Source organism: Pseudomonas sp. D1-36 (genome assembly GCF_051132205.1).
GTDB lineage: Bacteria > Pseudomonadota > Gammaproteobacteria > Pseudomonadales > Pseudomonadaceae > Aquipseudomonas.
Genome location: NZ_CP071674.1, coordinates 407020 through 432016, shown reverse-complemented (window position 1 = coordinate 432016; position 24997 = coordinate 407020). Strand labels below are relative to the sequence as shown.

The window sequence follows — 24997 nt, the reverse complement described above, 5'->3', positions numbered from 1 at the left end:
GGCGTTTTTTTCAGCTCTGTAGATCAGGACTGGGTGGGAGGCGTAGATGGAGTCGGCGTAGATGTTGGCGTGGCCACCGGGGTTGGAGCGGAGGCGGAGTTCGCCGTGCTCACCGGAGCTGTTGCCGGTTTGGCGGCGGCGGTTGGCGCCTTCGGTGCAGCCGCTTTTGATGCAGCCGGTTTCTTCACGGCCGGCTTCTTGGCCGCTGCGGGTTTCGCTGCTGCCTTGGCCGCAGGTTTGGCCGCCGCTTTTGCCGCTGGCTTGGCTGCCGGTTTGGCGGTAGCCGGTTTGGCTGCGGCGGTTTTGGCCGCCGGTTTAGCTGCGGGTTTAGCCGCAGCCTTGGTTGCTACCGGCTTGGCCGCTGCCTTCGCAGCTGGTTTGGCCGCTGCGGTTTTGGCCGCAGGCTTGGCCGCCACTTTTGCCACAGGCTTGGCCGCCGCCTTGACCAGTGTCTTGGCCGCCGCCTTCGCCGCAGGCTTGACCGCCGCCGTCTTGGTTGCCGTAGCCTTGGTCGCAACCGGTGTGACCTTGGCCCCGGTGAGTTTTTCGATCTGCCTGGTCAGAGTGTCGACCTTGTTGTGCAGTTCCTTGACTTCATTGCGGCTGGGCACGCCCAGACGGGAGATCGCGCTGTTCAGGCGCTTGTCAAAAGCCCCTTCCAGCTCACCCCATGTGCCCAACGCACGGTCCTTCGCGCCGCTGATGCGCGACTTGGCGGACTCGGCAGAGTCCTTGGCTGCGTCGACTTGCTTGCCGACTGCCGTCTTGGTGAGTTTTTCGGCTTTCTCGCCGTCCTTTACCAGGGACTCGAAGAGTTTGCTGCCGTCAGTGTCGATCTTCGAGTACACGCCTAAACCAGCAAGCCAGATTTTGCGGGAGTACTTTTCAATCTTCCCGGCCCACGAGCTGCCTTCTTTTTCGGTGATTTTTTTGCCAGCCATCCCGTTCTCCTTAATGTTTACGCGCGACACGTTCGAGCAATGCCGTCAGCTCATCGAGCTTAGCAGAGAGTGCCTCAACGTCATGTTTAGACGGAATGCCGATACGATTCAAGGCACTTGCAACACGCGCGTCGAATACTTTCTCGACTTTGTCGAGTTGAACTTCGACCCTGGCCTTGAACGTATTGACCTCGGACTTGGCTTCGATCAGTTCGCTATTGGCCGCTTCAAGTTTCCCGGCAATCTTCTTTTTGCCTTTGGTTTCAACTACTTCGCCAGCCTTTACCAACTCCTGGAAGTACTCGCTGCCTTCCTGGCCGACCTTTGTATAGGCGCCCAGGCCCGCTAGCCAGATCTTGCGCGCATACGTTTTCACGTCGCTCAGCGTGGAAGATTCAACGTCCGTTTTTTTCTTCAGGATAACTTTGGCCATGGTGCACCTCACTCGAAAAAGGTTTGAGGAACTGCCCGCACACGGACGGGCTCAGGCACAAAGTAGTGGCAATAATTAGAAACGGCACCCTAACAACCGACACAAATCCCGAGACATCTGATTTCCAATGTGGGAGCGAGCCTGCTCGCGAATGCAGGGTATCAGCGACATCAGTATTGAATGGCACACCGCTTTCGCGAGCAGGCTCGCTCCCACAGGAGATTTTGCTCAACTTAAGTTTTGCGCGTTTCCAATCAATCAAGCCAACGCCTTATCCAGCGCCTTTTCGATTTCCCCCTTGATCGTGCCGCTCATGGCCGACATCAACATGCCCAACTCCACATCGACGCGAATCGAATCCTCGCCTACATGCACTTCGCCCTTGACCCCGGAGCGCTTGAGCTTCAGCGTGTCGCCTTCCCACGTGGGCTCCAGGCCATAGCTGTCGGACAGTTTCTGCGCCAACTTCTCAGCCTTTTCACGGGCCGCTTCCTTGCCCAAGCCATGTTCACGTTCAACCGTTATACGGGCCATCTGATAACTCCTGCTTGATCGAGACTTGCCTGAACGTTCAGACCCTGCCTGCGTCAAAACGTCCGGGCGATGGTTCATCTTACCTGCAGCCTTGCCAAGACAAAGCCCTCCACCGGGATTAGAATGTCCCGCATTCTTTTTTGGTGACAGCGATATGACTGATCAGCGCAAAGGCAGCGATGCCGAACCCACCACTCACTTCGGCTTCAAGAACGTGCCGGAAAGCCAGAAGGCGGAAAAAGTCGCTGAGGTTTTCCACTCGGTGGCGGCCAAGTATGACTTGATGAACGACTTGCTTTCGGGCGGCATGCATCGTCTCTGGAAGCGTTTCGCGATCGAGCTGTCGGGCGTGCGCAGCGGCAACCGCGTGCTGGATATCGCCGGTGGCACGGGCGACCTGACCAGGAAGTTCTCCCACATCGTCGGCCCGACCGGCCACGTGGTGCTCGCCGACATCAACGAGTCCATGCTCAAGGTCGGCCGCGACCGCCTGCTGGACCTGGGTGTGGCCGGCAACGTCGAGTTCGTCCAGGCCGATGCCGAAAAGCTGCCTTTCCCGGATAACCACTTCGACTGCGTGACGATCGCCTTCGGCCTGCGCAACGTGACCCACAAGGAAGACGCCCTGCGCTCGATGTTGCGCGTGCTCAAGCCTGGTGGCCGGTTGCTGGTGCTGGAATTCTCCAAGCCGACCAATGCGCTGATGTCCAAGGCCTATGACGCCTATTCGTTCGCCTTCATGCCGCTGATGGGCAAGCTGATCACCAACGATGCGGAAAGCTATCGCTACCTGGCCGAATCGATCCGCATGCATCCGGACCAGGAAACACTGAAGTCGATGATGGTCGAGGCCGGTTTCGACCGGGTGACCTATCACAACATGACTTCAGGCATCGTCGCCCTACACCGCGGTATCAAGCCCTGATGTTGCTCACCGGCCTGCTCGCCAGCGTGGAACTCGGGATCAACCGAGTCCTGCGCCTGGACAGTACGGCGCCGGTGCGCCTGGCGCGCTTGAGTGGCAAGGTGATCGCTGTCGACTGCCGCAACCCGGCATTGCAACTGTTTATCCTGCCCAGCGATGAAGGCCTGATGCTCGCCGCCCATTGGGAAGCCGAAGCCGATTGCACGCTGCGAGCCCCGGCATCGAGCCTGCTGGAGCTAGCGCTGAGCAAGAACAAGACCGCCGTGCTGCACGGCCCGGACGTCGAGCTCGACGGCGACAGCGGTGTGCTGCTGGAGCTGGCGGCGATCCTTCAGGACCTGGAGCTGGACTGGGAATACGAAGTGTCCCGCTGGATCGGTCCGGTGGCGACCCAATTGCTCAGCGGTCACCTGCGCAGCCGCAGCCGCTGGTACCGCCAGGGCTTTGCCAGCCTGGGACAGAATCTGAGTGAATACCTGGCCGAAGAATCGCGTACCCTCGTGGGCCAACGCGAGGCCCAGGCCCGTTTTGATGAACTGGACCAGGTCAAGCTTGACCTGGAACGTCTCGAGGCGCGTTTCGAGCGCCTTTCCCGATCCCTTGAATCCAAGCGATAACGCATGAAGCTGCTTGCCGTCCGCCGTCTGTTGCGCATCCAGCGCGTCGTGATCCGCTACCGCCTCGATGACCTGCTGTTCGCCTTGCCGCTGCCCTGGTTCCTCCTGGCGCTGCGCTTTGTGTTGCCATGGCGCTGGTTCCCCCGGCGTACCCTGGACCTGACTCGCGGCGCACGCTTGCGCCTGGCCTTGCAGGACCTGGGGCCAATCTTCATCAAGTTCGGGCAGATCCTCTCGACCCGTCGCGACCTGTTGCCCGAAGACATCGCCGATGAGCTGATGCTGTTGCAAGACCGCGTGCCGCCGTTCGACTCGAAGTTATCGGTGGCGCTGATCGAAGGGCAATTGGGCAAGAAGATCAGCGAGGTCTTCAGTCGCTTCGATGTCGAGCCCCTGGCCTCGGCGTCGGTCGCCCAGGTCCACGCCGCCCAGCTCAAGACGGGTGAAGAAGTGGTGGTCAAGGTGATTCGTCCCGGCCTGAAGCCGATCATCGCCCAGGACCTGGCGTGGCTGTTCATTCTTGCCCGCGCCGCCGAGCGGTTGTCTGCCGACGCGCGCCTGCTGCACCCGGTGGACGTCGTCCAGGATTACGAAAAGACCATCTACGACGAACTCGACCTGCTGCGCGAGGCCGCCAACGCAAGCCAACTGCGTCGCAACTTCGAAGGCTCGCCGCTGCTCTATGTGCCGCAAGTCTATTGGGACTGGTGCCGGCCGAAAGTCTTGGTGATGGAGCGCATCTACGGCATCCAGGTCACCGACCTGGCGACCCTGGCCGACCAGCGCACCGACATGAAACTGCTTGCCGAGCGCGGTGTGGAAATTTTCTTCACCCAGGTGTTTCGCGACAGTTTCTTCCACGCCGACATGCACCCAGGCAACATTTTCGTCAGTACGGTGCAGCCGTGGAGCCCGCAGTACATTGCGATCGACTGCGGCATCGTCGGCAGCCTCACCCCCGAGGACCAGGACTACCTGGCCCGCAACCTGTTCGCCTTCTTCAAGCGCGATTATCGCCGCGTCGCGCAGTTGCACATCGACTCGGGCTGGGTGCCCGCCGAAACCAAGCTCAACGAATTCGAAGCGGCGATACGCACTGTGTGCGAGCCGATCTTTGAAAAACCATTAAAGGATATTTCCTTCGGCCAGGTCCTGATGCGCCTGTTCCAGACCGCGCGACGCTTCAACATGGAAGTTCAGCCGCAGCTGGTACTGCTGCAAAAAACGCTGTTGAACATCGAAGGCCTCGGCCGCCAGCTGTACCCGGACCTGGACCTTTGGAACACCGCCCAGCCCTTCCTCGAACGCTGGATGCGCGAGCGGATGAGCCCGAAAGCCTTGCTGGGCAACGTCCAGAGCCAATTCGAACAGCTCCCGCACCTGGCCAACATGACCCGCGACCTGCTCGAACGCATGTCCCAACCCCACGCCAACGACCCCGCTCCACCATGGAAACGCCGTCGGGACGACTGGTTCCTGCGTTTGCTCGGCGCGGCCCACCTGGGTGGCGGCGCGGTGCTGGCGGCCGGTGGGCCGTTGAGCCAACTGGGCCATTGGCCCGCCGGCGTCATGGTGGCCGTTGGTTTGTATCTGGTCGTTCGCCGATAGCACGAAACAGCTGCAAGCGATAAGCTGCAAGCCGCGAGCTCAAACGGTTGGACCTATCACTCAACCCCTACACAGAATCGCTTTTACTTGCAGCTGGAAGCTTGAAGCTGCCGTCAGGACCGAAGATGAAAAACTGGCAGGACGAGATCAAATGGGACGCCGACGGCCTGGTGCCGGCCATCGCCCAGGATCACAAGACCGGGCGCGTGTTGATGATGGCCTGGATGAACCACGAGGCACTGGCGCTGACCGCTGCCGAGAATCGCGCCATCTATTGGTCACGTTCCCGTGGCAAGCTGTGGCGCAAGGGCGAAGAGTCCGGGCATGTGCAGCACCTGCATGAGATGCGCCTGGATTGCGACGGTGACGTCATCATCCTGATGGTCGAGCAGGTCGGAGAAATTGCCTGCCATACCGGCCGTCAAAGCTGCTTCTATCGAGTCTTCGAGAACGGCGACTGGAAAACCGTCGACCCGGTGCTCAAGGACCCGCATGCCATCTATTCAGGACATACCCATGAGTGACACCCTGACCCGCCTGGCCCAGGTGCTGGAAGAGCGCAAGGGCGCAGCGGCCGACAGCTCCTATGTCGCCAGCCTGTACCACAAGGGCTTGAACAAGATTCTGGAAAAGGTCGGCGAAGAATCGGTCGAGACCATCATCGCCGCCAAGGACGCCGCCGTCAGCGGAGACTGCAGCGACGTGATCTACGAGACCGCCGACCTTTGGTTTCACAGCCTGGTGATGCTGGCCCAGCTGGGGCAGCATCCCCAGGCTGTACTGGATGAACTGGACCGTCGCTTCGGTCTGTCCGGGCACGTCGAGAAAGCCTCGCGCCCATCCGCCTGATCAATTCTTGAGAGGAATAACCACATGGGTATTTTTGATTGGAAACACTGGGTCGTCATTCTGGTGGTCGTGGTGCTGGTGTTCGGCACCAAGAAATTAAAGAACCTCGGCACCGATGTCGGTGAGTCGATCAAGGGTTTTCGCAAGGCCATGAACGATGACGAGAAACCGGCCGACACCACGACCAACCAGGCTCAACCCGTGCCACCGGCCCAACCGGTCCACCCGCAGGCCACACAGCCTGTGAATGCACCGAACACCATCGACGTGCAGGCCCAGAAAGTCGAAGAGCCAACCCGCAAAGACTCGTGAGCACTGACTAATGTTTGGGATCAGCTTCACTGAACTGCTGCTCGTCGGCCTCGTTGCCCTGCTGGTGCTGGGTCCCGAGCGCCTGCCGGGCGCTGCGCGTACCGCCGGCCTGTGGATCGGCCGCCTGAAGCGCAGCTTCAATGCGATCAAACAGGAAGTTGAACGTGAAATCGGTGCCGACGACATCCGTCGGCAACTGCACAACGAACACATCCTGTCGCTGGAACAGGAAGCGCGAAAAATCTTCACGCCGACCCAACAGGAGCCGACGCCGGTCCAGCCTGTGGCCGAGCCGACGACCGCACCCCAGGCACCGGCTGTCGAAGCCTCGCCAGCGGTGGCTGAACCGGTTAAACCGGTCGATCCGGCGCCTGCGACGACACCGACTCCCAACGATCCCACTTTGCCGCCGCGAGCCCCATGAGCGATATTCCTGAAAACGACCAGCCAATGCCGCTGGTATCGCACCTCACCGAGTTGCGCACCCGCCTGCTGCGTTGCGTCGCGGCGGTTTTCGTTATCTTCGCCGGGCTGTTTGCCTTCACCCAGCAGATCTACACCTTCGTCTCCACGCCGCTGCGCGAGTACCTGCCGGTGGGTGCGACGATGATCGCCACCGACGTGTCGTCGCCGTTCCTGACGCCGCTGAAGTTGACGATGATGGTCTCGCTGTTCCTGGCGATCCCGGTGATCCTGCATCAGATCTGGGGCTTCATCGCACCGGGCCTGTACAAGCACGAAAAACGCATCGCCGTGCCGCTGCTGGTGTCGAGCATCCTGCTGTTCTACACGGGCATGGCCTTCGCCTACTTCTTCGTGTTTCCGCTGATCTTCAAATTCTTCGCCGCCGCCACCCCGGCGGGCGTGGAAATGATGACCGACATCACCAGCTACCTGGATTTCGTCATGACGCTGTTCTTCGCCTTCGGCGTGGCGTTCGAGATCCCCGTGGCGGTGGTGCTGCTGGTGTGGATCGGCGTGGTCGATGTCGCCTACCTGAAGAAGATCCGCCCGTACGTGATCATCGGCTGCTTTGTGGTCGGCATGATCCTCACACCACCGGACATCTTCTCCCAGACCTTGCTGGCGGTACCGATGTGGCTGCTGTTTGAAATCGGCATCCTGTTCGGCGGCCTGGTGCGCAAGCGCCGGGAAGAGCCTGAGGACCAGCCCGTCGATGATCACAACGACCAGCCGCCAGCGACCCAAGCGTGAACCTGCTGCTGCTCGAAGAGGCCGATTTCATCGGGCCTGACCGCGTCGTCCTGAGCGACCGTCGGTTGACCCATATGCAGGAAGTCCATCGCTGTATTGTCGGCGACAGCCTGCGGGTCGGCCGCATCGACGGCTTGATGGGCTCCGCCCAGGTGCTGCGCCTGGACCCTCGCGAGGCCGAACTGCAAGTGACCCTCGACCAGCCACCGCCAGCCAAATTGCCGCTGACGCTGGTACTGGCATTGCCGCGGCCGAAGATGCTCAGGCGAGTGTTCCAGACCGTGGCGACCATGGGCGTGCCGCGTGTGGTACTGGTCAACAGTTACCGCGTGGAGAAAAGCTTCTGGCAGACGCCATTCCTGGAGCCCGAAGCCATTCGCGAGCAATTGATCCTGGGCCTCGAGCAGGCCCGGGACAGCGTGCTGCCTGAGATCGTCATCGAAAAGCGCTTCAAGCCCTTCGTCGAGGATCGCCTGCCGGCCATCGTCGATGGCACCCTCGGGTTGGTCGGCCACCCCGGCAATCATCCGCCTTGCCCCCGGGCACTGACGGAACCGGTGACCCTGGCAATCGGCCCGGAAGGTGGCTGGATTCCTTACGAGATCGACCTGCTGGGCAAGGCCGGCCTGCAGCCGGTGCAGCTGGGCGACCGGATCCTGCGGGTCGAGACCGCCGTCACTGCCCTGCTGGCGCGGTTGTTCTGACCCTGCAACACGCTGACAGACACCTCGCCACGAAATCTCGGCAAACGCCTACAGAACCCACCAAAGCCGCCGATACAGTCCCCATAAAACCAATATAAACGCTCCAAGGGAGTATCAGCATGTTCCGGTGGCTTGCCCAGGGTCTGGGAAATGTAAGCGTCAATCGCAAACTCGGCGCGGGCTTCGGCCTCGTGCTGTTCCTCACCTTGATGATTGCATTCACCGGTTGGTCCGGCCTGGGCAATGTCATCAGCCGGGGCGACAAGCTGGGGTTCATTGCCAGTCTCAATGACTTGAGCAAGGACCTGAACCTGGCCAGCACCGACTACAACAACACCCGAGGCGAGAAAGGGCCGCAACAGGTCAACGACCTGCTCGGCAAACTCGAAGCCGGGCTGAAGACTGCTCGCGAGTTGATTGAACGGCCGGCGGACGTTGCGCTGGTCGACCAGCAATTGGCCGCCGTCGCCGAATACAGAAGTGCTTTCGAGCTGATGACCAGCGCCACCGTCAGCCGCGAAGATGCCCGCAGCAAACTGGGCGCCAGCGCCGACAACACCGTGGCCCGCGTCGCCGAGGTAGAAAAATCGCTGCTGCAAGGCGGCGATATTGCCCAGTTCAACAACATAGTGACCCTGAGCAAGGCGATCCAACAGGCGCGCTATCAGGTTCGCGGCTACACCTACAGCGGCAAAAGCGAGGCCCAGCAACCGGCCATCGACGCAATCACCGATGTCCTGAAACTGCTGGCACGCTTGCCAGCCCAGTTGCCCGAGGAGCACGCCGACAAACTTCAGCAGGCCAGCGACTCGATGAATGTCTATCGAGCGGCGGTCAGCCAGTTTCGTGATTCCCAGCTCGACAACGGCGCTGCGCTGCAGCGCATGATCGAGCAAGGCCAGGTATTGATCGATTCCAGCCAGAAACTCACCGTGTCCCAGACCGCCGTGCGCGACCACGACACCGCTCAAGCCAAGACCGTCCTGATCGCAGCCGCCGCCCTGGCCCTGTTGTTTGGCGTGGTCGCTGCCCTGGTCATTACCCGCCAGATTGTCGGCCCGCTGGATGAGACGCTGAAGGTGGCGGAACGCGTCGCCGCAGGCGACCTCACCCACAACCTCACGTCTGACCGCCGCGACGAACTCGGCCAACTGCAACGGGCCATGCAACGCATGACCGTGGGCTTGCGGCAGCTGATCGGTGGCATCGGTGAAGGCGTCACCCAGATTGCCAGCGCCGCTGACCAACTCTCCGCCGTGACCGAGCAGACAAGCGCCGGGGTCAACAGTCAAAAAGTGGAAACCGATCAGGTTGCCACGGCCATGCATGAGATGACCGCCACGGTGCAGGAAGTGGCCCGCAACGCCGAGGAAGCTTCCGAAGCCGCCGTCGCAGCCGACCAACAGGCCCGTGAAGGCGACAAGGTGGTTGGCGAAGCCATCGCTCAGATCGAGCGCCTGGCTAAAGAGGTGGGCAACTCCACCGCTGCCATGGGCGATCTGAAGCGTGAAAGCGACAAGATCGGCAGCGTCCTGGACGTGATCAAGTCCGTGGCCCAGCAAACCAACCTGCTGGCCCTCAACGCAGCCATCGAGGCAGCCCGTGCTGGTGAAGCCGGGCGAGGCTTCGCCGTGGTGGCTGACGAGGTTCGCAGCCTGGCCCAACGCACCCAGAAATCCACCGAAGAAATCGAAGAGCTGATCGTCGGTTTGCAAAACGGTACCGAACAGGTCGCGACCATCATGGACAACAGCCGCAGCCTGACCGACAGCAGCGTCGAACTGACCCGCCGCGCCGGGGGCTCACTGGAGAACATCACGCGCACGGTGTCGGCGATCCAGTCGATGAACCAACAGATCGCCGCGGCTGCCGAACAGCAAAGCGCCGTCGCTGAGGAGATCAACCGCAGCGTGCTGAATGTGCGTGATGTGTCGGAGCAGACAGCGTCGTCCAGCGAGGAAACCGCAGCTTCGAGCGCTGAACTGGCGCGGCTGGGGGTTCACTTGCAAACGTTGGTGGGGCGGTTCAGGGTTTAACTTGGACTAGAGGGCTTGCTCGCGAAAGAAGAAATCGAATGTGCCGGCCTCATCGCGAGCAAGCTCGCTCCCACATTTGATTTTCAGCGCCGCAGCTCTCACCTACACCGCAAACCCACTGTGGGAGCGAGCCTGCTCGCGATAGCGGTGTCACGGCCAGTGAAGATGTCGAACGTGCCGGCCCCATCGCGAGCGGGCTCGCTCCCACATTTGATCTTCAGCACCGCAGCTCTCACGTACACCGCAAATCCATTGTGGGAGCGAGCCTGCTCGCGATGGCGGGGTCACGGCCAGTGGAGATGTTGAATATGCCGGCCTCATCGCGAGCGGGCTCGCTCCCACATTTGATCTTCAGCGCCGCAGCTCTCACGTACACCGCAAACCCATTGTGGGAGCGAGCCTGCTCGCGATAGCGGTGTCACGGCCAGTGAAGATGTCGAACGTGCCGGCCCCATCGCGAGCAGGCTCGCTCCCACATTTGATCTTCAGCGCCGCAGCTCTCACGTACACCGCAAATCCACTGTGGGAGCGAGCCTGCTCGCGATAGCGGTGTCACGGCCAGTGGAGATGTTGAATATGCCGGCCTCATCGCGAGCAGGCTCGCTCCCACATTTGATCTTCAGCGCCGCAGCTCTCACGTACACCGCAAATCCATTGTGGGAGCGAGCCTGCTCGCGATGGCGGGGTCACGGCCAGTGGAGATGTTGAATATGCCGGCCTCATCGCGAGCAGGCTCGCTCCCACATTTGATCTTCAGCGCCGCAGCTCTCACGTACACCGCAAATCCATTGTGGGAGCGAGCCTGCTCGCGATGGCGGGGTCACGGCCAGTGGAGATGTTGAATATGCCGGCCTCATCGCGAGCAGGCTCGCTCCCACATTTGATCTTCAATGCCGCAGCAGTCATGTACACAGCAAGGCAATTGTGGGGGCGGGCTGCTGGAAAAACTGAGTTTGCGCCCAACAAAAAGCCCCGCTTCCTTTCAGAAGCGGGGCTTTTTGTTTATCAGGCCAACTGAGGCTGTACGCTAACCGGCTGAAGCGGCAGCAACGGTGCATGCGGATCGGCCTTGACCGACTCACGCCATGCCGCCAGCCACTCGGGATGCGCCTCGTTCCAGACCTGCTCATGCAGGCGGGACAAGGCCACCGGGTCGCTCAGCAGCGCCAGTCGCTCGGCATTGCTGAGACCGGCCGGGCCAGCCTTCAGTGCGTGACGGACGCGTTCGACCCGTAGCCATTCAATCGGTTCGGCCTGGCCGTGACGGGAAGTCGCCAATGCACACGCCAAGGCATTCTGTTGCGGATCGACCACCGCCCGGATGAAGCCGTCGTTCAGCGCGTGCCAACGGTTTTCGTGGGTGTACTGGTCAGTCGACAGCAGCTCCTGAGGCGGTGCGTATTCCTCGGGGATCAGGAACAGGCTTTCATCACGGGACTTCAAGCCCAGGCCCACGCGACTGGAAATCACCGAGACCGGGATCGACAGCATCAGCGAGCCGACGATCGGCACGAGCCACCACAGGAAGCTTGGGTTCAGCCAGATCACCAGCAGTGCCCAGAAGAAGCCCAGTAAGGTCTGCGGGCCGTGGCGCTTGATGGCTTCGCTCCATGGCGTGGAGTCGTCGTCGCGCTTGGGCGAGTTCCAGGTCGCGGCCCAGCCCAGGAAAGCGGCAAGGACGAAGCGGGTATGAAAGATCATGCGCACCGGCGCCAGCAACATGGAGAACAGCATCTCCAGCAGCATCGACATCGTGACCTTGAACTTGCCACCGAACTCTTTCGCGCCTTTTGCCCAGATCAGCACGATACTCAAGAGCTTGGGCAGGAACAGCAGCACGATGGTGGTCGAGAACAGGGCGATGGCCTTCTCCGGGTGCCATTGCGGCCAGAGCGGATACAGCTGGCGCGGCTCCAGGAAGTATTGCGGCTCCATCAGCGTGTTCACGGCCAATAGCGCGGTGGACAGCACCAGGAAGAAGAACCACAGCGGCGCCGACAGGTAGGACATCACGCCCGTCAGGAATACCGCGCGGTGCACCGGGTGCATGCCCTTGACCAGGAACAGCCGGAAGTTCATCAGGTTGCCGTGGCACCAGCGACGGTCACGCTTGAGTTCGTCCAGCAGGTTCGGCGGCAACTCCTCGTAGCTGCCTGGCAAGTCATAGGCAATCCACACGCCCCAACCGGCGCGGCGCATCAGCGCCGCTTCAACGAAGTCGTGGGAAAGGATCGCACCCGAGAATGCCCCTTTACCCGGCAACGGCGCCAGGGCGCAGTGGTCGATGAACGGTTTCATGCGGATGATCGCGTTGTGGCCCCAATAGTGCGACTCACCCAACTGCCAGAAGTGCAGGCCGGCGGTGAACAGTGGACCATAGACGCGGGTGGCGAACTGCTGCATGCGTGCATACAGCGTGTCCATGCCCGAGGCTTTTGGCGCGGTCTGGATGATGCCGGCGTCCGGCGTGGCTTCCATCAGACGCACCAGGCTGGTCAGGCATTCGCCGCTCATCACGGAGTCCGCATCGAGCACGACCATGTACTTGTAGTCACTGCCCCAACGACGGCAGAAGTCGTCGAGGTTGCCGCTCTTGCGCTTCACGCGGCGACGGCGACGGCGATAGAAGATCTTGCCGAAGCCGCCGGCTTCCCGGCAGACATCCAGCCAGGCTTGCTGTTCGGCGACGCAGATATCGGTCTCGTTACTGTCGCTGAGCACGAAGAAGTCGAAGCGATCCAGGTCACCGGTGGCCGCGACGGATTCGAAGGTGGCGCGCAGCCCGGCGAATACCCGTGGCACATCCTCGTTACAGATCGGCATCACCAGCGCGGTGCGAGCGTCTTTCGGAATCGGCTCGTTGCCGGCGCTGGCACCGGAGATACGGTACTTGTCATGACCGGTGAGTAGTTCGAGAAAGCCCATCAGCGCGGTCCAGAAACCGGCCGACACCCAGCAGAACAAGATCCCGAACATGATCAGGATGCTGGTTTGCAGCGCATACGGCAGCACTTGCGTGGCCGTTTGCAACAACGGCTGGTGCAGCACTTCGTCCAGGTCCACCAGCGACCAGCCCTGGTACGGCATGATGCCTTTCATGTACCAACCGGCGACGATGGTCTGGCCGAGCATCAGTATCAGCAGGATATAACGACGGATCGACCCCACGGTGCGCCAGCGAGCGTGCGGCAAAACGCGCTCGTCCTTGGGCGGCTTCGGCGGGTTGGTGCGACCGGTCAGGCGGCGCCATGCACGCACCAGGATATTGGTACGCCATGGCTCCGGCACGACCTTGGTCCGGCGAATCGGCGGCGTTGCTTTCAAGCACACCCGACCACTGGAATCGAGCGCCAGCATTTCGGCGTCCTCGAGTTCCTCGGCGGTGCTCAGCGTCAGGCGACGGCCTACCGAGGCTTGGGCCGCCTCGGTGGGTGCATCGAATGTCGGCGAAGCCAGGCGTTCATGCAGTTCGCTGAAGGACTTGCAGCCCGCCAGCTCGGCGCGCTGCTCGTCGGTCATCGGCAAATGGGCCAGATACTCGCGAAGAGATTCTGGTTGTACGGGAGTATTACTCATCGGCAGGCAACTGATAGCTCCAGGTCTCGGTCAGGACTTGCTCAGTCTGTTCCGGTTCCTGCGGGGTTGGGGTCGGCTCGGCGGCGGCGGTGGACGCCTTGACGGCCTTGGCTTCTTTTTGCTCGTTGGCTTGCTCGTTGGTTTTTTCTTTCTCGCTCTGCTGCTTGGCAACCTTGTCGGCCTTGGCCAAGGTGGTCACGGAATGCGAGGCGGCCGGCAGTTCGACCGGCACAAGCGGCCGGACCAGGGCGGCACGCATTTCGGTGGCCTTGCTCGGGTCCTTGATCTTCAGGCGCAGCGTCAAGCGCCAGCCCTTGGTTTCCGGGTTGTAGCGCACGCTGTTTTCAACGATCTCGGCGTTGTCGCCGACGCTCACCTGGCTACGCACTTCTGCGTTTTCCGGCAGCGCTTGCAGGGACGGGCCTTCAAAATCGACCAGGTAGGCCACGCTGCCATCCGGCTGGCGGATCAGGTTGGACTGTTTGACGTCGCCGGTGGAACGCAGGGTCTGCTTGACCCAGGCGCTGTCTGGCGAGTGCAGGCTGGCTTCATCGAGGGTCCAGTGCAGGCGATAGGCGAAGTCCAGAGGCTGGCCTGGCTCAGGCAGCTTTTCCGGGCTCCAGAACGCAACGATGTTGTCGTTGGTTTCATCGGCAGTCGGGATCTCGACCAGGTTCACGGTGCCCTTGCCCCAATCGCCTTTCGGCTCGATCCAGGCGCTTGGACGCTTGTCGTAACGGTCGTCCAGGTCCTCGTAGTGGCTGAAGTCACGGCCACGTTGCAGCAAGCCGAAACCACGCGGGTTTTCCACCGAGAAGCTGCTCACGGCCAGGTGTTTCGGGTTGTTCAAGGCTCGCCAGATCCACTCGCCGTTGCCGGCATGAATGGACAGGCCGCTGGAGTCGTGGAGCTCGCGACGGTAGTTCAGCACTTTGGACGGCTGGTTGGCGCCGAACAGGAACATGCTGGTCAACGGGGCGATGCCCAGCTTGTTGACGCGATCACGCAGGAATACGCGCGATTTCACGTCGACCACGGTGTCGGTGCCTGGACGCAGCGTCAGGCGATAGGCGCCGGTAGCCCGTGGCGAATCCAGCAAGGCGAAGATCACCAGATGCTTGTCGGTCGGTTTCGGGCGCTGGATCCAGAATTCGCGAAAGCGTGGGAACTCTTCACCCGACGGCAGTGCGGTGTCGATGGCCATGCCACGCGCGGACAAGCCGTAAACCTGGCCTTTGCCGATGACGCGGAAGTAGCTCGCGCCCAGCATGGTCATGATCTCGTCTTGCTTGTCGGCCTTGTTGATCGGGTACAGCACACGGAATCCCGCGTAGCCCAGCTGTTCGGTCGCCTTGGGATCGAACTTGACGTCACCGAAATCGAAGCGCGCCGGGTCATATTTGATCTCATCGACGGTGGTCGCGGTGATCTCATTGATTTTCACCGGCGTGTCGAAGTGCATGCCCTGGTGATAGAACGACAGCCGGAACGGCGTCTTCTGGTCGGCCCATTCAGCTTTTTCAGTGCGGAAACGAATTTTCTGATAATCGGCGAACTTCATTTCGCGGAATTCATTCGGCAAATTGCTGCGCGGGGCTTCGAACTTCTGCCCGGCCAGTTCTTGTGCCTTCGCCGATACATCATCCAGGCTGAATGCCCACAGTTGGCCGGCGCCAAACAGGCACAACAGGGCCGAGCCCGCTACCAGAGCGTTTCTAAACCGTTTGGCAGTCATTTTTGGTGCATTACAGGGACTAACAATCACGAGCAACCCTCGCCGAAAACTGATCAAAAAACCAACGGCCAGATAAAGTATCTACACGGTAACGGCGCTGAAAAACCGTTCCTGCGGACCACTCTTGCCAAGTTGGCGAGCATTGTTCCGACTCCGACGGGGCAAAATGATTCCCCAAACGGTTCCGGACAAGTCTCTACCTAAGTCAAATGGACCAGCGAACGCTGGTCCCCCGTAGCGCGCGATTATCTAGTAGGCCGCGTGACAACGCATCAGGGCTAGCAAAGTATTTATCGAGAAAACATCCTGTTTTGCCTCGAAACCGGACCGAAAAGATGTTTCAAACGCTTTCAGGCCTGTAACAGAAAGGTTACCGGGCCATCATTGACCAGATGCACTTGCATGTCGGCGCCGAATCTACCTGATGCCACGGTGCCATGCACCTGTTTCGCCTGGCTGAGCAAATAGTCGAACAACTCTTCACCGAGAGCGGGAGGCGCGGCGGTCGAAAAACTCGGGCGCAAGCCGCTCCTGGTGTCCGCCGCCAGGGTGAATTGCGACACCAACAGCAAACCGCCCTGCACATCCACCAGGGACAGGTTCATCTTCCCGTCGCCGTCGCTGAACACCCGGTAGTTAAGCAGCTTATGCAGGAGTTTGTCGGCGTGGGCAGGGGTATCCCCGGGCTCGACAGCCACCAGCACCAGCAAACCATGGTCCACCGCACCGACAATTTCCCCCGCGACTTCTACCCGGGCGCCGCGAACCCGTTGCAGCAACCCTTTCATGCTTCTTCGGGCGGCAGATCAAGCAGGCGTCGGGCCATTTGCGCGGCCGCGCGTACCAGCGCATCGGTGATCCCTGGCTCCGAGGCTGCATGGCCGGCGTCGCGAATCACCTGCAACTCGCTGTTGGGCCAGTTCTGGTGCAGCTCCCAGGCGTTGTCCAGTGGGCAGATCACATCGTAGCGGCCATGCACGATGACGCCGGGCAAATGGGCGATCTTGCCCATGTCGCGGATCAACTGGTTGGGTTCAAGAAATGCATTGTTGGTGAAGTAGTGGCATTCGATCCGGGCAATCGACAGCGCGCGCTGTGGCTCGGAGAAGCGGTCGACCACCAGCGGGTTCGGGCGCAGGGTCGCGGTACGGCCCTCCCACGTCGACCAGGCCTTGGCCGCGTGCATCTGGGCGATCTGGTCGTTACCGGTCAGGCGCTTGTGAAAGGCGCTGAGCAGGTCGTCGCGCTCATCCAGTGGGATCGGCGCGATGTAGTCCTGCCAGTAATCCGGAAACAGGCGGCTGGCGCCGGCCTGGTAGAACCACTCGATTTCCTGGGGACGGCAGAGAAAGATCCCACGCAAGATCAAGCCATGCACCCGCTCCGGATGGGTCTGGGCGTAGGCCAGGGCCAACGTTGCCCCCCAGGAGCCGCCGAACAGCACCCACTTCTCGATGCCCAGGTGTTTGCGGATGCGCTCCAGGTCCTCGACCAGATCCCAGGTGGTGTTGTTTTCCAGGCTGGCGTGAGGCGTGGAACGACCACAACCGCGCTGGTCGAACGTGACGATGCGATACAAGTTCGGATCGAAGTAGCGGCGGCTTTGCGCATCGCAACCGGCCCCCGGGCCACCATGAATGAACACCACCGGCAGGCCTTCTGGCGAGCCGCTTTCATCGACGTAGAGCGTGTGGGTGTCATCGACAGCCAGATCGTGCCGGGCATGGGGTTTGATCTGCGGGTACAAAGTCTGCATTGCGCGCTCCGTAAGGGGTCGAGTCATCCCTGTGGGGACTTCTATTTAGTCTGCCGTCCGGCATCATAAACCCGAATCACCTCAATGAGCATGCCCCCGCACAGTCAAAGCGTGTCAGCCAGGTATGCCAGCAGTGTGCGATACATCTGATCGACCTCTGGCACCAGGCCACGTGCGCGCAGGCAACCGTGGACCAGCCCTTCCCCCCGATACAGGACCGACACGCCCCCTGCGACATTCAATCGCTCGTGATAAAGAACGCCGTCATCACGCAGGGGGTCCCATTGCGCGACGGCGACAAAGGCAGGCGCCAAACCGCTCAGATCGTCGGCAAGCAACGGGGCGGCGTAGAGCGTGGGGGCGGCACCGTGCAGGTACATGGCGTCGTAGCGTTGCAGGTCGCTGCTGCTCAAGAGAGGTGCGTCGAAACACTCCTGGCGCGACGGCAAATGCGCGGGGCCGCCTAGCGCCGGGTAAATCAGCACTTGGGTTCGCGGCTGAGGCTGGCCTGCATCACGCAGGGCCAGGCACAACGCGGCGGCGAGATTGCCTCCGGCGCTGTCGCCAGCCAGCGCTTTGCGTCGTGGATCAATGGCGAATGGGACGTCTGCCAAGTGATGCCACACCGCGAGGCAGTCTTCGAAACCGGCCGGATAGGGATGCTCCGGGGCGAGCCGGTAGTCCACCGCCACGACCAGCACGCCAAGGCTTTCAGCCAGCTCCATGCAAATAAAGTCATGGGAATCCAGGTCCCCTACCACCCAACCACCACCGTGCAGGTAAAGGATGCACGGCCAGCCGGCCAATGGTGGCGCGACGCGCGCGTGATAGGCGCGGATGGCCACGCCAGCCAATTGCAGGTCCTCGACCGCAAGCGTTGACGGGCGCGACGGGGTGAACGCCCGACACATCTGGCTGTAGGCCTCGCGCGAGCCGGCGAGGCTGTCGTCCGGGCTCGTGAACCTCAGGGTCTTGTCGATGAAGGCAGTCATTGCCGGGGAAAGTGGGTAGGCCACGGGGTTCTCAATGTCCAGGAGCTTGCATCAGTTCTTGAGACTCGCCTGCACCGCTGCAATTCCATCCGTGCCGTCGAAGCTGGTCACGCCGGCCAGCCAACGCTGCAGATCCTCGGGGTGCTCGCGCAGCCATTGCCTTGCGACGTCCTGGGGAGTCTTGCGCTCCATGATCGGCACCATCAGCTGACTTTCCTGGGCAGCGGTAAACGTCAGGTTTTCCAGCAGCCGCTGGACGTTGGGGCAACGCTGGGCGTAGTCCGGCGCGGTCACGGTGGAGACAGTCGCGGCACCTTCGTTCGGGCCATACACGTCTTCGCTGCCCGTCAGGTAGGCGATGTTCATGTTGATGTTCATCGGGTGCGGGGTCCAGCCAACGAAGACCACGAACTCCTTGCGATTCACCGCCCGTTGCACCGCCGCCAACATCCCCGCCTCGCCGGATTCGATCAGTTTGAAATCCTTGAGGCCAAAGTGATTGGTCTCGATCATGGTCTTGATGGTGGTGTTGGCGCCACTGCCCGGCTCGATGCCGTAGATCTTGCCGCCGAGCTCATCCTTGAACCGGGCGATATCGGCAAAGCTCTTGAGCCCTGCCGCCGCCACGTAATCGGGCACGGCGAGCGTGGCCTGGGCGTCGGCCAGGCTAGGTTTGTCCAGGACCTTCACTTGGTTGGCCGCCAGGAACGGGGCGATGTTCTTGTCCATCGCCGGTTTCCAATAGCCCAGGAAGATATCGAGTCGCTTGTCGCGGATGCCGGCGAAGATGATCTGTTGCACGGCGCTGGTCTGCTTGCTTTCGTAGCCAAGGCCGGTGAGCAGTACGTCCGCCATGCCACTGGTGGCAATGACGTCGGTCCAGTTGACCACGCCCATGCGTACGGCCTGGCAAGACGCAGGCTCGGCGGCCATCGCGCCGGAGCTTAGTAGAACGGTACCGCAGAGGAACGATAGACAGCGTTTGGACAGTCTTTTCATCGCGTGGGTCTCGTGCGGCAGTGGATTGTTGTAGGTCGGCGTCTAGATGCACCGTGCCTGGAACATTACGCAGCGTCGAGGGGGCGAAGGTGAACTGTGGCGACTTGGTTTTGCACGGTGGCGACAGTCCCCATTCCAGGGAGTCAGCGCCCATAAACCTGTGGCGAGGGGATTTATCCCCGCTGGACTGCGTAGCAGTCCCAAAATTCTGAATCCGTGTGGATCATCTATCTTTGGGGCCGCTTCGCGACCCAGCGGGGATAAATCCCCTCGCCACAGGTATTGGGTAGGTCTTTATTTCTTGTAGGCCTGCCGCCCCCACGCCAGGAAACCTTCGAGCAATTCCCTGAGCACCACCTGGGTCGGCGCCGCCAGGTCGGGCCGATAGTTGAACGGTTCGAACTCTTCCATGTAGGTGCTCTGGCATAGCTCCAGTTGCACCGCATGGATGTCCTGGGCCGGGTTGCCGTAATGGCGGGTGATGTGCCCGCCCTTGAAACGCCCGTTCAGCACGTGGGTGAACTGATCATGGCGGGCGCAAATGCCTTCGAGTTCGCTCGCCAGCGTCGGACTGCAACTGGCGCCGTTGAAGGTGCCCAGGTTGAAATCCGGCAGCTTGCCGTCGAACAGGTGCGGGATCACCGAGCGGATCGAGTGGGCATCGAACAGCAAGGCATAGCCGAACTCGGCCTTGAGCCGCGCCAGTTCTTGCTGCAGCGCTTGGTGATAGGGCATCCAGACCTGTTGCAGGTACGTCGCCCGCTCTTCGGCGGATGGCTCCAGACCTTCACGAAACAACGGCACGCCATCGAACAGCGTCGCCGGGTACAAGCCGGTGGTGGCACCGACGTACATCGGTTTGTCATCGGAGGGCCGGTTCAGGTCAACGACGAACCGTGAGTATTCGGCGGCCAGGGTGCTGGCGCCAAGCTCATCGGCAAACTCATAGAGCCGCGGAATGTGCCAATCGGTGTCCGGCAGGCTTTGGGCTTGCGGGATCAATCCGGCCTGTACCGCCGGGGTCAGGCGCAGGCCGGCATGAGGCATGCTGATCAACAGCGGCACGCGCCCTTGCTTGAAATTCAGGACCTTCTCCACAACCGTTCTCCTCAATCGATTTCCACGCCGTGACGCACGACGCGTTTTTCCAGCTCGCCACCGAGCCAATAGGACAGGTCAGCGGGGCGATCGATGTCCCAGGCGACAAAGTCCGCTACCTTGCCCGCTTCCAGCGAACCATGGGTCCCGGCCATGCCCAAGGCTTGAGCCGCGTGGAGCGTCGCCCCAGCCAGGGCTTCTTCCGGGGTAATACGCAAACAGGTGCACGCCATGTTCAACATCAAGCGCAACGACAATGCCGGCGAGGTGCCGGGGTTGAGGTCGCTGGCCACGGCGATTTTCACGCCGTGCTTGCGCAGGGCATCCATGGGCGGCAGCTGGGTTTCACGCAAGAAATAAAACGCCCCTGGCAACAACACCGCCACGGTGCCGGACGCGGCCATGGCCTTGGCGTCGTCCTCGGTCATGAACTCCAGGTGATCGGCCGACAGCGCCTGGTAGCGCGCCGCCAGGCTGGAGCCATTGAGCGACGACAATTGTTCAGCGTGCAGCTTCACCGGCAGGCCCAATTGCTGCGCGGTGATAAACACCCGCTCGACCTGCGCCGGGGAAAAGGCCAGGTACTCACAAAAAGCGTCAACGGCGTCCACCAGCCCTTCAGCCGCCAACGCGGGCAGCATTTCAGCGCAGATGTGCTCGATGTAGTCATCGGCGCGATCCTTGTATTCCGGCGGCAAGGCATGGGCCGCCAGGCACGTGCTGCGCACACTGACCGGAAGCTCGGCACCGAGGCGGCGGATGACGCGCAGGATCTTGCGCTCGCTGGCCAGGTCCAGGCCGTAGCCGGACTTGATTTCCACCGTGGTCACGCCATCGCGCATCAGGCTCTTCAGGCGTCTGGCGGCGCTGGCGAACAGCTCGTCCTCACTGGCGGCGCGGGTGGCGCGCACGGTGCTGGCGATGCCACCGCCGGCCGCCGCTATTTCGGCGTAGCTAACGCCTTGCAGGCGCTGTTCGAACTCACCGCTGCGGTTGCCGCCAAACACCGTGTGGGTGTGGCAGTCGATCAGCCCCGGCGTGACCCAGGCGCCCTTGAGGTCGTTGACCGCCGGATAGTCGCCCATCGGCAGTTCGGCACGGGGCCCGATCCATTGAATGTGCTCGCCCTGGGTGACGATGGCGGCGTCTTCGATGATCGAGTAGACGCCCTGGGCCATGGTGGCGGCGTGGCAGTTTTGCCAGAGGGTTTTCATCCCGGTTTCCTCGTCGCGTTCAAAATCGAATCGCAAGCAGGCTCGCTCTCACAAGGGTCAGGGTGTACCCAAATGAATGTTCAACCCCTACCCCTGTGGGAGCGAGCTTGCTCGCGATGAGGCCCTTATAGACTCGGCAACAACTGCGCCGTGACCAGCTCGTTCAGGCAGCGACTCGCCAACAATTCACTCGCTGCATTGATATCCGGGGCAAAGAATCGGTCCTTCTCATAGAACGGCACTTCTGCACGCAACAGACCCCGGGCCTGTTCCAGCTTGGCGGAGGTCTTCAAACCGCCGCGCAGGTCCAGCCCTTGGCACGCCGCCAGCCATTCCACCGCCAGGATCCCGCGGGTGTTCTCGGCCATTTCCCACAGGCGCTTGCCAGCGGCCGGGGCCATGGAGACGTGGTCTTCCTGGTTGGCCGAGGTCGGCAGGCTATCCACCGAATGAGGATGGGACAGCGCTTTGTTTTCACTCGCCAGCGCCGCCGCTGTCACCTGGGCAATCATGAACCCGGAGTTCACACCGCCATTGGCCACCAGGAACGGCGGCAGCTGCGACATGTGCTTGTCCATCATCAGCGAAATGCGTCGCTCGCTCAGGGAGCCAATTTCGGCAATCGCCAGGGCCATGTTGTCCGCCGCCATCGCCACCGGTTCGGCGTGGAAGTTGCCACCGGAAATCACATCGCCCTCGGCAGCGAACACCAGCGGGTTATCCGACACGGCGTTGGCCTCGATCACCAGCACCTCGGCGGCCTGGCGGAACTGGGTCAGGCAGGCGCCCATCACTTGCGGTTGGCAACGCAGGGAGTACGGGTCCTGGACCTTGTCACAGTTCTGGTGCGAATCGGAAACTTCGCTGCGCTCGCCCAACAGGTCGCGGTAGGCCGCGGCTGCATCGATCTGGCCTTTCTGGCCGCGAGCCGCATGGATGCGCGCATCGAATGGCGAGCGCGAACCGAGCACCGCTTCGACAGTGAGGCTACCCAGGGCCAGGGCGCCAGCGAACAGGTCTTCGCCTTCGAAAAGGCCGCGCAAGGCAAACGCGGTGGACACCTGGGTGCCGTTGAGCAGCGCCAAGCCTTCCTTCGCGGCCAGGGTCAGCGGCGCGAGGCCAGCAACTTTCAAGGCGTCGACGGCCGGCAGCCATTCGCCCTTGTAGCGGGCCTTACCTTCGCCCAGCAGCACCAGGGACATGTGCGCCAGCGGTGCCAGGTCACCGGATGCGCCCACCGAACCTTTCAACGGAATGTGTGGATAAACCTCGGCGTTGATCAGCGCGATCAGCGCATCGATCACCTGCCGACGAATGCCCGAGAAACCTCGGCTCAGGCTGTTGACCTTGAGCACCATGACCAACCGCACCAGCGCATCGCTGATCGGCTCGCCCACACCGGCGGCATGGGACAGCACCAGGGAACGCTGCAGGTTTTCCAGGTCCTCGCTTGCGATGCGAGTCGAGGCCAGCAGGCCGAAACCGGTGTTGATGCCATAGGCGGTGCGGTTCTCGGCAAGAATCTGTTCCACGCACGCAACGCTGGCTTCGATCTGCGCCGACGCACTGGCATCAAGGCTCAGGGTGACCGGTTGCTGGTAGATGTCGCGCAATTGAGCCAGGCTCAATTGGCCGGGAATCAGGTTTAAGGCAGTCATTTATTGCTCCTTTTGAGAGTTTTGTTTTTTCATTCGCCAGTCGCTCCGGAATGCTCCGTTATCCGTCACCTTCGCTTTTTGGGCGATGCCTAGGGGCTATAGGTGCCTTGGCACGCTGGCGCTTTTTTGATCAATTCAAATTCGGTAATACGTTTTTCAGGAGGTGCGGGTCGCTGAGCAGCCCGGCGGCACTGGCGATGTCCGGCGCCAGCCAGCGGTCCTGGTCGTAGGCCGGAACGCGCTCGCGCAGCAGTTTCCAGGCGATGTCGGTGCCGGCGCCGAAGCGCTGCGCCTTGAGAAACTCGAAGGCCTGGGCCGCCAGCAGGTACTCGATGGCGAGGATCTGCGTGCAGTTTTCCAGCGCCCGGTGCAGCTTCAAGGCCGCGTTGGTGCCCATGCTCAAATGGTCTTCCTGCAACCCGGAGGTGACGAAATTGTCCAGCACCGCCGGTTGCGCCAGTTGCTTGTTCTCCGCGCACAGCGACGCGGCAACGTATTGCACGATCATCATTCCCGAGTTCACGCCCGGGTTGGCGACCAAAAATGCCGGCAAGCCGCTGACGTGAGGATTGATCAGGCGGTCGAGGCGACGCTCGGCGATCGAACCGATCTCGGCCATGGCAATCGCCAGCAGGTCCGCCGCCAACGCCACCGACTGGCCGTGTGGATTGGCCTGGGACATGACCCGGAAACTCTCCGGCGTACCCAGCAGCATTGGGTTATCGGTGACAGCGTTGAGCTCGGTTTCGATCTGTTGCCGAGCATGCTCCAACTGATCGCGAGCGGCGCCGTGAACCTGGGGAATCGAGCGGATGCTCAAGGCATCCTGGGTGCGGATACCCAGGCTCGAAGCAATGACTTCGCTGCCATCGAGCAACGCGCGCAGATTCGCACCAACCTGTTGCATGCCCGGGTGTGGCTTGAGGGCGATGATCTCGGCATCGAACGCGGCAATCTGCCCGCGCTGGGCCTCGAAGCTCATGGCACCGATCACGTCGGCCCATTGCACCAGCCGCGTGGCATCGGCCAGGGCCAGGCAACTGAGCCCGGTCATGCACGGCGTGCCGTTGACCAGGCACAAACCGTCCTTCGCTCCCAACTGCACCGGCTGCAGGCCTTCTGCGGCCAAGGCCTGTTGCGCCGGGACGATCTGCCCGCGATAGCTGACTTGCCCAACGCCCAACAGCGCGATACCGATGTGGGCCATGTGGGTCAAGTAACCCACTGAGCCCTGGGACGGCACTTGTGGCGTAATGCCGCGGTTGAGCAACGCCAGTAATGCCTCGACCGCCCGGCGATGGATACCGGACTTGCCTTGGCTGTAGTTGTGGATGGCGGCGCAGAGAATCGCCCGGGTCTGCTCGTCGGCGAGTGCCGGGCCGACGCCACAGGCGTGACTGAGCAGGGTGTTGCGCGACAATTGGCTGAGCTGTTCGTCCTGGAGCGAGACATTGCACAAGGCGCCCAGGCCGGTGTTGACGCCATAGGCACGCTCGCCGCTTTCGACGATGCGCTGGACGATGGCCTGGGCATTGTCGATCCGCGCCCAGACCTGGGCCGACAGCTCGAGCGTAGCGCCGAAGCGGGCGACGGCGACTACGTCCTGCCAGCGCAGGGGGGCGCCGGTGATGATGATTTTTTCAGCCTGGGACATCCTCGACCTCATCTGTACAACTTAAATATTTATGCTGCTTTGCCGACGCTTTCGCGAGCAGGCTCGCTCCCACAGGGATTTGCCTTTGGACACAAATCTGTGAACAAAGGAGGCCCCATTGTGGGAGCGAGCCTGCTCGCG

At 61.7% G+C, this 24997-nt stretch carries 22 protein-coding genes and 1 pseudogene; 10 read left to right on the top strand and 13 right to left on the bottom strand.

Translation table 11 applies throughout. From position 1 onward, the window contains the following. Positions 1-23: 23 nt before the first annotated feature. The 3 genes from J3P76_RS01980 to J3P76_RS01970 all read right to left on the bottom strand — a co-directional run bounded on the left by J3P76_RS01980 (position 24) and on the right by J3P76_RS01970 (position 1908). Positions 24-941 carry a phasin family protein gene (locus J3P76_RS01980; RefSeq protein WP_434701447.1) on the bottom strand — a complete coding sequence of 306 codons (918 nt, stop codon included), beginning with the start codon at positions 939-941 and terminating at the stop codon, positions 24-26. Positions 942-951: 10 nt separating this feature from the next. Beyond that, a complete protein-coding gene (locus J3P76_RS01975; RefSeq protein ID WP_420767029.1) occupies positions 952-1374 on the bottom strand; it encodes a phasin family protein in 423 nt (140 codons plus the stop codon). A gap of 258 nt (positions 1375-1632) precedes the next feature. Beyond that, positions 1633-1908, bottom strand: coding sequence for a polyhydroxyalkanoic acid system family protein (locus J3P76_RS01970; protein ID WP_420767028.1), 276 nt, complete (start codon positions 1906-1908; stop codon positions 1633-1635). Positions 1909-2062: 154 nt separating this feature from the next. Between J3P76_RS01970 and ubiE the strand changes: the two genes are divergently transcribed. The 10 genes and pseudogenes from ubiE (at position 2063) to J3P76_RS01920 (ending at position 10174) form a co-directional block, all read left to right on the top strand. After that, the gene (gene ubiE, locus J3P76_RS01965; protein WP_420767027.1) at positions 2063-2833 is read left to right on the top strand and encodes a bifunctional demethylmenaquinone methyltransferase/2-methoxy-6-polyprenyl-1,4-benzoquinol methylase UbiE; all 771 of its coding nucleotides are present in this window, start codon (positions 2063-2065) and stop codon (positions 2831-2833) included. Beyond that, positions 2833-3457 (top strand): annotated as a pseudogene (locus J3P76_RS01960) (ubiquinone biosynthesis accessory factor UbiJ). Before ubiE ends, J3P76_RS01960 begins: the two are co-directional and overlap by 1 nt. Continuing rightward, the gene (ubiB, locus tag J3P76_RS01955; protein WP_420767026.1) at positions 3454-5058 is read left to right on the top strand and encodes a ubiquinone biosynthesis regulatory protein kinase UbiB; all 1605 of its coding nucleotides are present in this window, start codon (positions 3454-3456) and stop codon (positions 5056-5058) included. The pseudogene J3P76_RS01960 and the gene ubiB overlap by 4 nt, the downstream one beginning before the upstream one ends. Before the next feature lie 125 nt (positions 5059-5183). Continuing rightward, positions 5184-5582, top strand: coding sequence for a phosphoribosyl-AMP cyclohydrolase (gene hisI / locus J3P76_RS01950; protein WP_420767025.1), 399 nt, complete (start codon positions 5184-5186; stop codon positions 5580-5582). Then, positions 5575-5907 (top strand): phosphoribosyl-ATP diphosphatase, encoded by a 333-nt coding sequence (locus J3P76_RS01945; RefSeq protein WP_047699744.1) that lies wholly within the window; start codon positions 5575-5577, stop codon positions 5905-5907. The genes hisI and J3P76_RS01945 overlap by 8 nt, the downstream gene beginning before the upstream one ends. 24 nt (positions 5908-5931) lie before the next feature. After that, the gene (locus tag J3P76_RS01940) at positions 5932-6219 is read left to right on the top strand and encodes a twin-arginine translocase TatA/TatE family subunit (protein ID WP_420767024.1); all 288 of its coding nucleotides are present in this window, start codon (positions 5932-5934) and stop codon (positions 6217-6219) included. A gap of 10 nt (positions 6220-6229) precedes the next feature. Beyond that, positions 6230-6643: a Sec-independent protein translocase protein TatB gene (gene tatB / locus J3P76_RS01935; protein WP_420767023.1), complete on the top strand. Its 414-nt coding sequence runs from the start codon at positions 6230-6232 to the stop codon at positions 6641-6643. After that, positions 6640-7434, top strand: a complete 795-nt coding sequence (tatC, locus tag J3P76_RS01930) for a twin-arginine translocase subunit TatC (protein ID WP_420767022.1) — start codon at positions 6640-6642, stop codon at positions 7432-7434. The genes tatB and tatC overlap by 4 nt, the downstream gene beginning before the upstream one ends. Next, positions 7431-8138 (top strand): 16S rRNA (uracil(1498)-N(3))-methyltransferase, encoded by a 708-nt coding sequence (locus J3P76_RS01925; RefSeq protein WP_420767021.1) that lies wholly within the window; start codon positions 7431-7433, stop codon positions 8136-8138. The genes tatC and J3P76_RS01925 overlap by 4 nt, the downstream gene beginning before the upstream one ends. A gap of 119 nt (positions 8139-8257) precedes the next feature. Beyond that, positions 8258-10174, top strand: coding sequence for a methyl-accepting chemotaxis protein (locus tag J3P76_RS01920; protein WP_434561092.1), 1917 nt, complete (start codon positions 8258-8260; stop codon positions 10172-10174). A 1005-nt stretch (positions 10175-11179) separates the two neighbouring features. Here the strand turns inward: J3P76_RS01920 and mdoH are convergent. The 10 genes from mdoH to hutH (J3P76_RS01870) form a co-directional block, all read right to left on the bottom strand. Beyond that, positions 11180-13750: a glucans biosynthesis glucosyltransferase MdoH gene (gene mdoH, locus J3P76_RS01915; RefSeq protein WP_420767018.1), complete on the bottom strand. Its 2571-nt coding sequence runs from the start codon at positions 13748-13750 to the stop codon at positions 11180-11182. After that, on the bottom strand, positions 13743-15485 hold the full coding sequence (locus J3P76_RS01910) for a glucan biosynthesis protein (RefSeq protein WP_420767017.1): 1743 nt from the start codon (positions 15483-15485) through the stop codon (positions 13743-13745). Before J3P76_RS01910 ends, mdoH begins: the two co-directional genes overlap by 8 nt. Before the next feature lie 350 nt (positions 15486-15835). Next, positions 15836-16273: a D-aminoacyl-tRNA deacylase gene (dtd, locus tag J3P76_RS01905; protein ID WP_434701446.1), complete on the bottom strand. Its 438-nt coding sequence runs from the start codon at positions 16271-16273 to the stop codon at positions 15836-15838. Further along, positions 16270-17241 (bottom strand): prolyl aminopeptidase, encoded by a 972-nt coding sequence (pip, locus tag J3P76_RS01900; protein WP_434608219.1) that lies wholly within the window; start codon positions 17239-17241, stop codon positions 16270-16272. Before pip ends, dtd begins: the two co-directional genes overlap by 4 nt. A 104-nt stretch (positions 17242-17345) precedes the next feature. Continuing rightward, positions 17346-18233, bottom strand: a complete 888-nt coding sequence (locus J3P76_RS01895) for an alpha/beta hydrolase (protein WP_434611681.1) — start codon at positions 18231-18233, stop codon at positions 17346-17348. A 51-nt stretch (positions 18234-18284) separates the two neighbouring features. Beyond that, a complete protein-coding gene (locus J3P76_RS01890) occupies positions 18285-19232 on the bottom strand; it encodes a choline ABC transporter substrate-binding protein (protein WP_434608221.1) in 948 nt (315 codons plus the stop codon). Between the two features lie 294 nt (positions 19233-19526). Then, entirely contained in the window at positions 19527-20330 is an 804-nt protein-coding gene (gene hutG / locus J3P76_RS01885) for an N-formylglutamate deformylase (RefSeq protein ID WP_434627979.1), read from the bottom strand. 11 nt (positions 20331-20341) lie between these two features. Next, positions 20342-21544, bottom strand: a complete 1203-nt coding sequence (gene hutI / locus J3P76_RS01880) for an imidazolonepropionase (RefSeq protein WP_434608225.1) — start codon at positions 21542-21544, stop codon at positions 20342-20344. 125 nt (positions 21545-21669) lie between these two features. After that, positions 21670-23202: a histidine ammonia-lyase gene (gene hutH, locus J3P76_RS01875; protein WP_420767012.1), complete on the bottom strand. Its 1533-nt coding sequence runs from the start codon at positions 23200-23202 to the stop codon at positions 21670-21672. A gap of 130 nt (positions 23203-23332) precedes the next feature. Continuing rightward, positions 23333-24856, bottom strand: coding sequence for a histidine ammonia-lyase (hutH, locus tag J3P76_RS01870; RefSeq protein WP_434608227.1), 1524 nt, complete (start codon positions 24854-24856; stop codon positions 23333-23335). Positions 24857-24997: the final 141 nt, after the last annotated feature.

Bases quoted from the DNA above. Each gene is read 5' to 3' on its own strand.
- J3P76_RS01920 (WP_434561092.1), top strand. From the start codon at position 8,258: ATGTTCCGGTGGCTTGCCCAGGGTCTGGGAAATGTAAGCGTCAATCGC.
- J3P76_RS01895 (WP_434611681.1), bottom strand. From the start codon at position 18,233: ATGACTGCCTTCATCGACAAGACCCTGAGGTTCACGAGCCCGGACGAC.
- J3P76_RS01940 (WP_420767024.1), top strand. From the start codon at position 5,932: ATGGGTATTTTTGATTGGAAACACTGGGTCGTCATTCTGGTGGTCGTG.
- dtd (WP_434701446.1), bottom strand. From the start codon at position 16,273: ATGAAAGGGTTGCTGCAACGGGTTCGCGGCGCCCGGGTAGAAGTCGCG.
- hisI (WP_420767025.1), top strand. From the start codon at position 5,184: ATGAAAAACTGGCAGGACGAGATCAAATGGGACGCCGACGGCCTGGTG.
- pip (WP_434608219.1), bottom strand. From the start codon at position 17,241: ATGCAGACTTTGTACCCGCAGATCAAACCCCATGCCCGGCACGATCTG.
- ubiE (WP_420767027.1), top strand. From the start codon at position 2,063: ATGACTGATCAGCGCAAAGGCAGCGATGCCGAACCCACCACTCACTTC.
- tatC (WP_420767022.1), top strand. From the start codon at position 6,640: ATGAGCGATATTCCTGAAAACGACCAGCCAATGCCGCTGGTATCGCAC.
- J3P76_RS01970 (WP_420767028.1), bottom strand. From the start codon at position 1,908: ATGGCCCGTATAACGGTTGAACGTGAACATGGCTTGGGCAAGGAAGCG.
- J3P76_RS01980 (WP_434701447.1), bottom strand. From the start codon at position 941: ATGGCTGGCAAAAAAATCACCGAAAAAGAAGGCAGCTCGTGGGCCGGG.
- J3P76_RS01945 (WP_047699744.1), top strand. From the start codon at position 5,575: ATGAGTGACACCCTGACCCGCCTGGCCCAGGTGCTGGAAGAGCGCAAG.
- J3P76_RS01910 (WP_420767017.1), bottom strand. From the start codon at position 15,485: ATGACTGCCAAACGGTTTAGAAACGCTCTGGTAGCGGGCTCGGCCCTG.
- J3P76_RS01975 (WP_420767029.1), bottom strand. From the start codon at position 1,374: ATGGCCAAAGTTATCCTGAAGAAAAAAACGGACGTTGAATCTTCCACG.
- hutI (WP_434608225.1), bottom strand. From the start codon at position 21,544: ATGAAAACCCTCTGGCAAAACTGCCACGCCGCCACCATGGCCCAGGGC.
- mdoH (WP_420767018.1), bottom strand. From the start codon at position 13,750: ATGAGTAATACTCCCGTACAACCAGAATCTCTTCGCGAGTATCTGGCC.
- hutH (WP_420767012.1), bottom strand. From the start codon at position 23,202: ATGACTGCCTTAAACCTGATTCCCGGCCAATTGAGCCTGGCTCAATTG.
- J3P76_RS01890 (WP_434608221.1), bottom strand. From the start codon at position 19,232: ATGAAAAGACTGTCCAAACGCTGTCTATCGTTCCTCTGCGGTACCGTT.
- ubiB (WP_420767026.1), top strand. From the start codon at position 3,454: ATGAAGCTGCTTGCCGTCCGCCGTCTGTTGCGCATCCAGCGCGTCGTG.
- hutH (WP_434608227.1), bottom strand. From the start codon at position 24,856: ATGTCCCAGGCTGAAAAAATCATCATCACCGGCGCCCCCCTGCGCTGG.
- tatB (WP_420767023.1), top strand. From the start codon at position 6,230: ATGTTTGGGATCAGCTTCACTGAACTGCTGCTCGTCGGCCTCGTTGCC.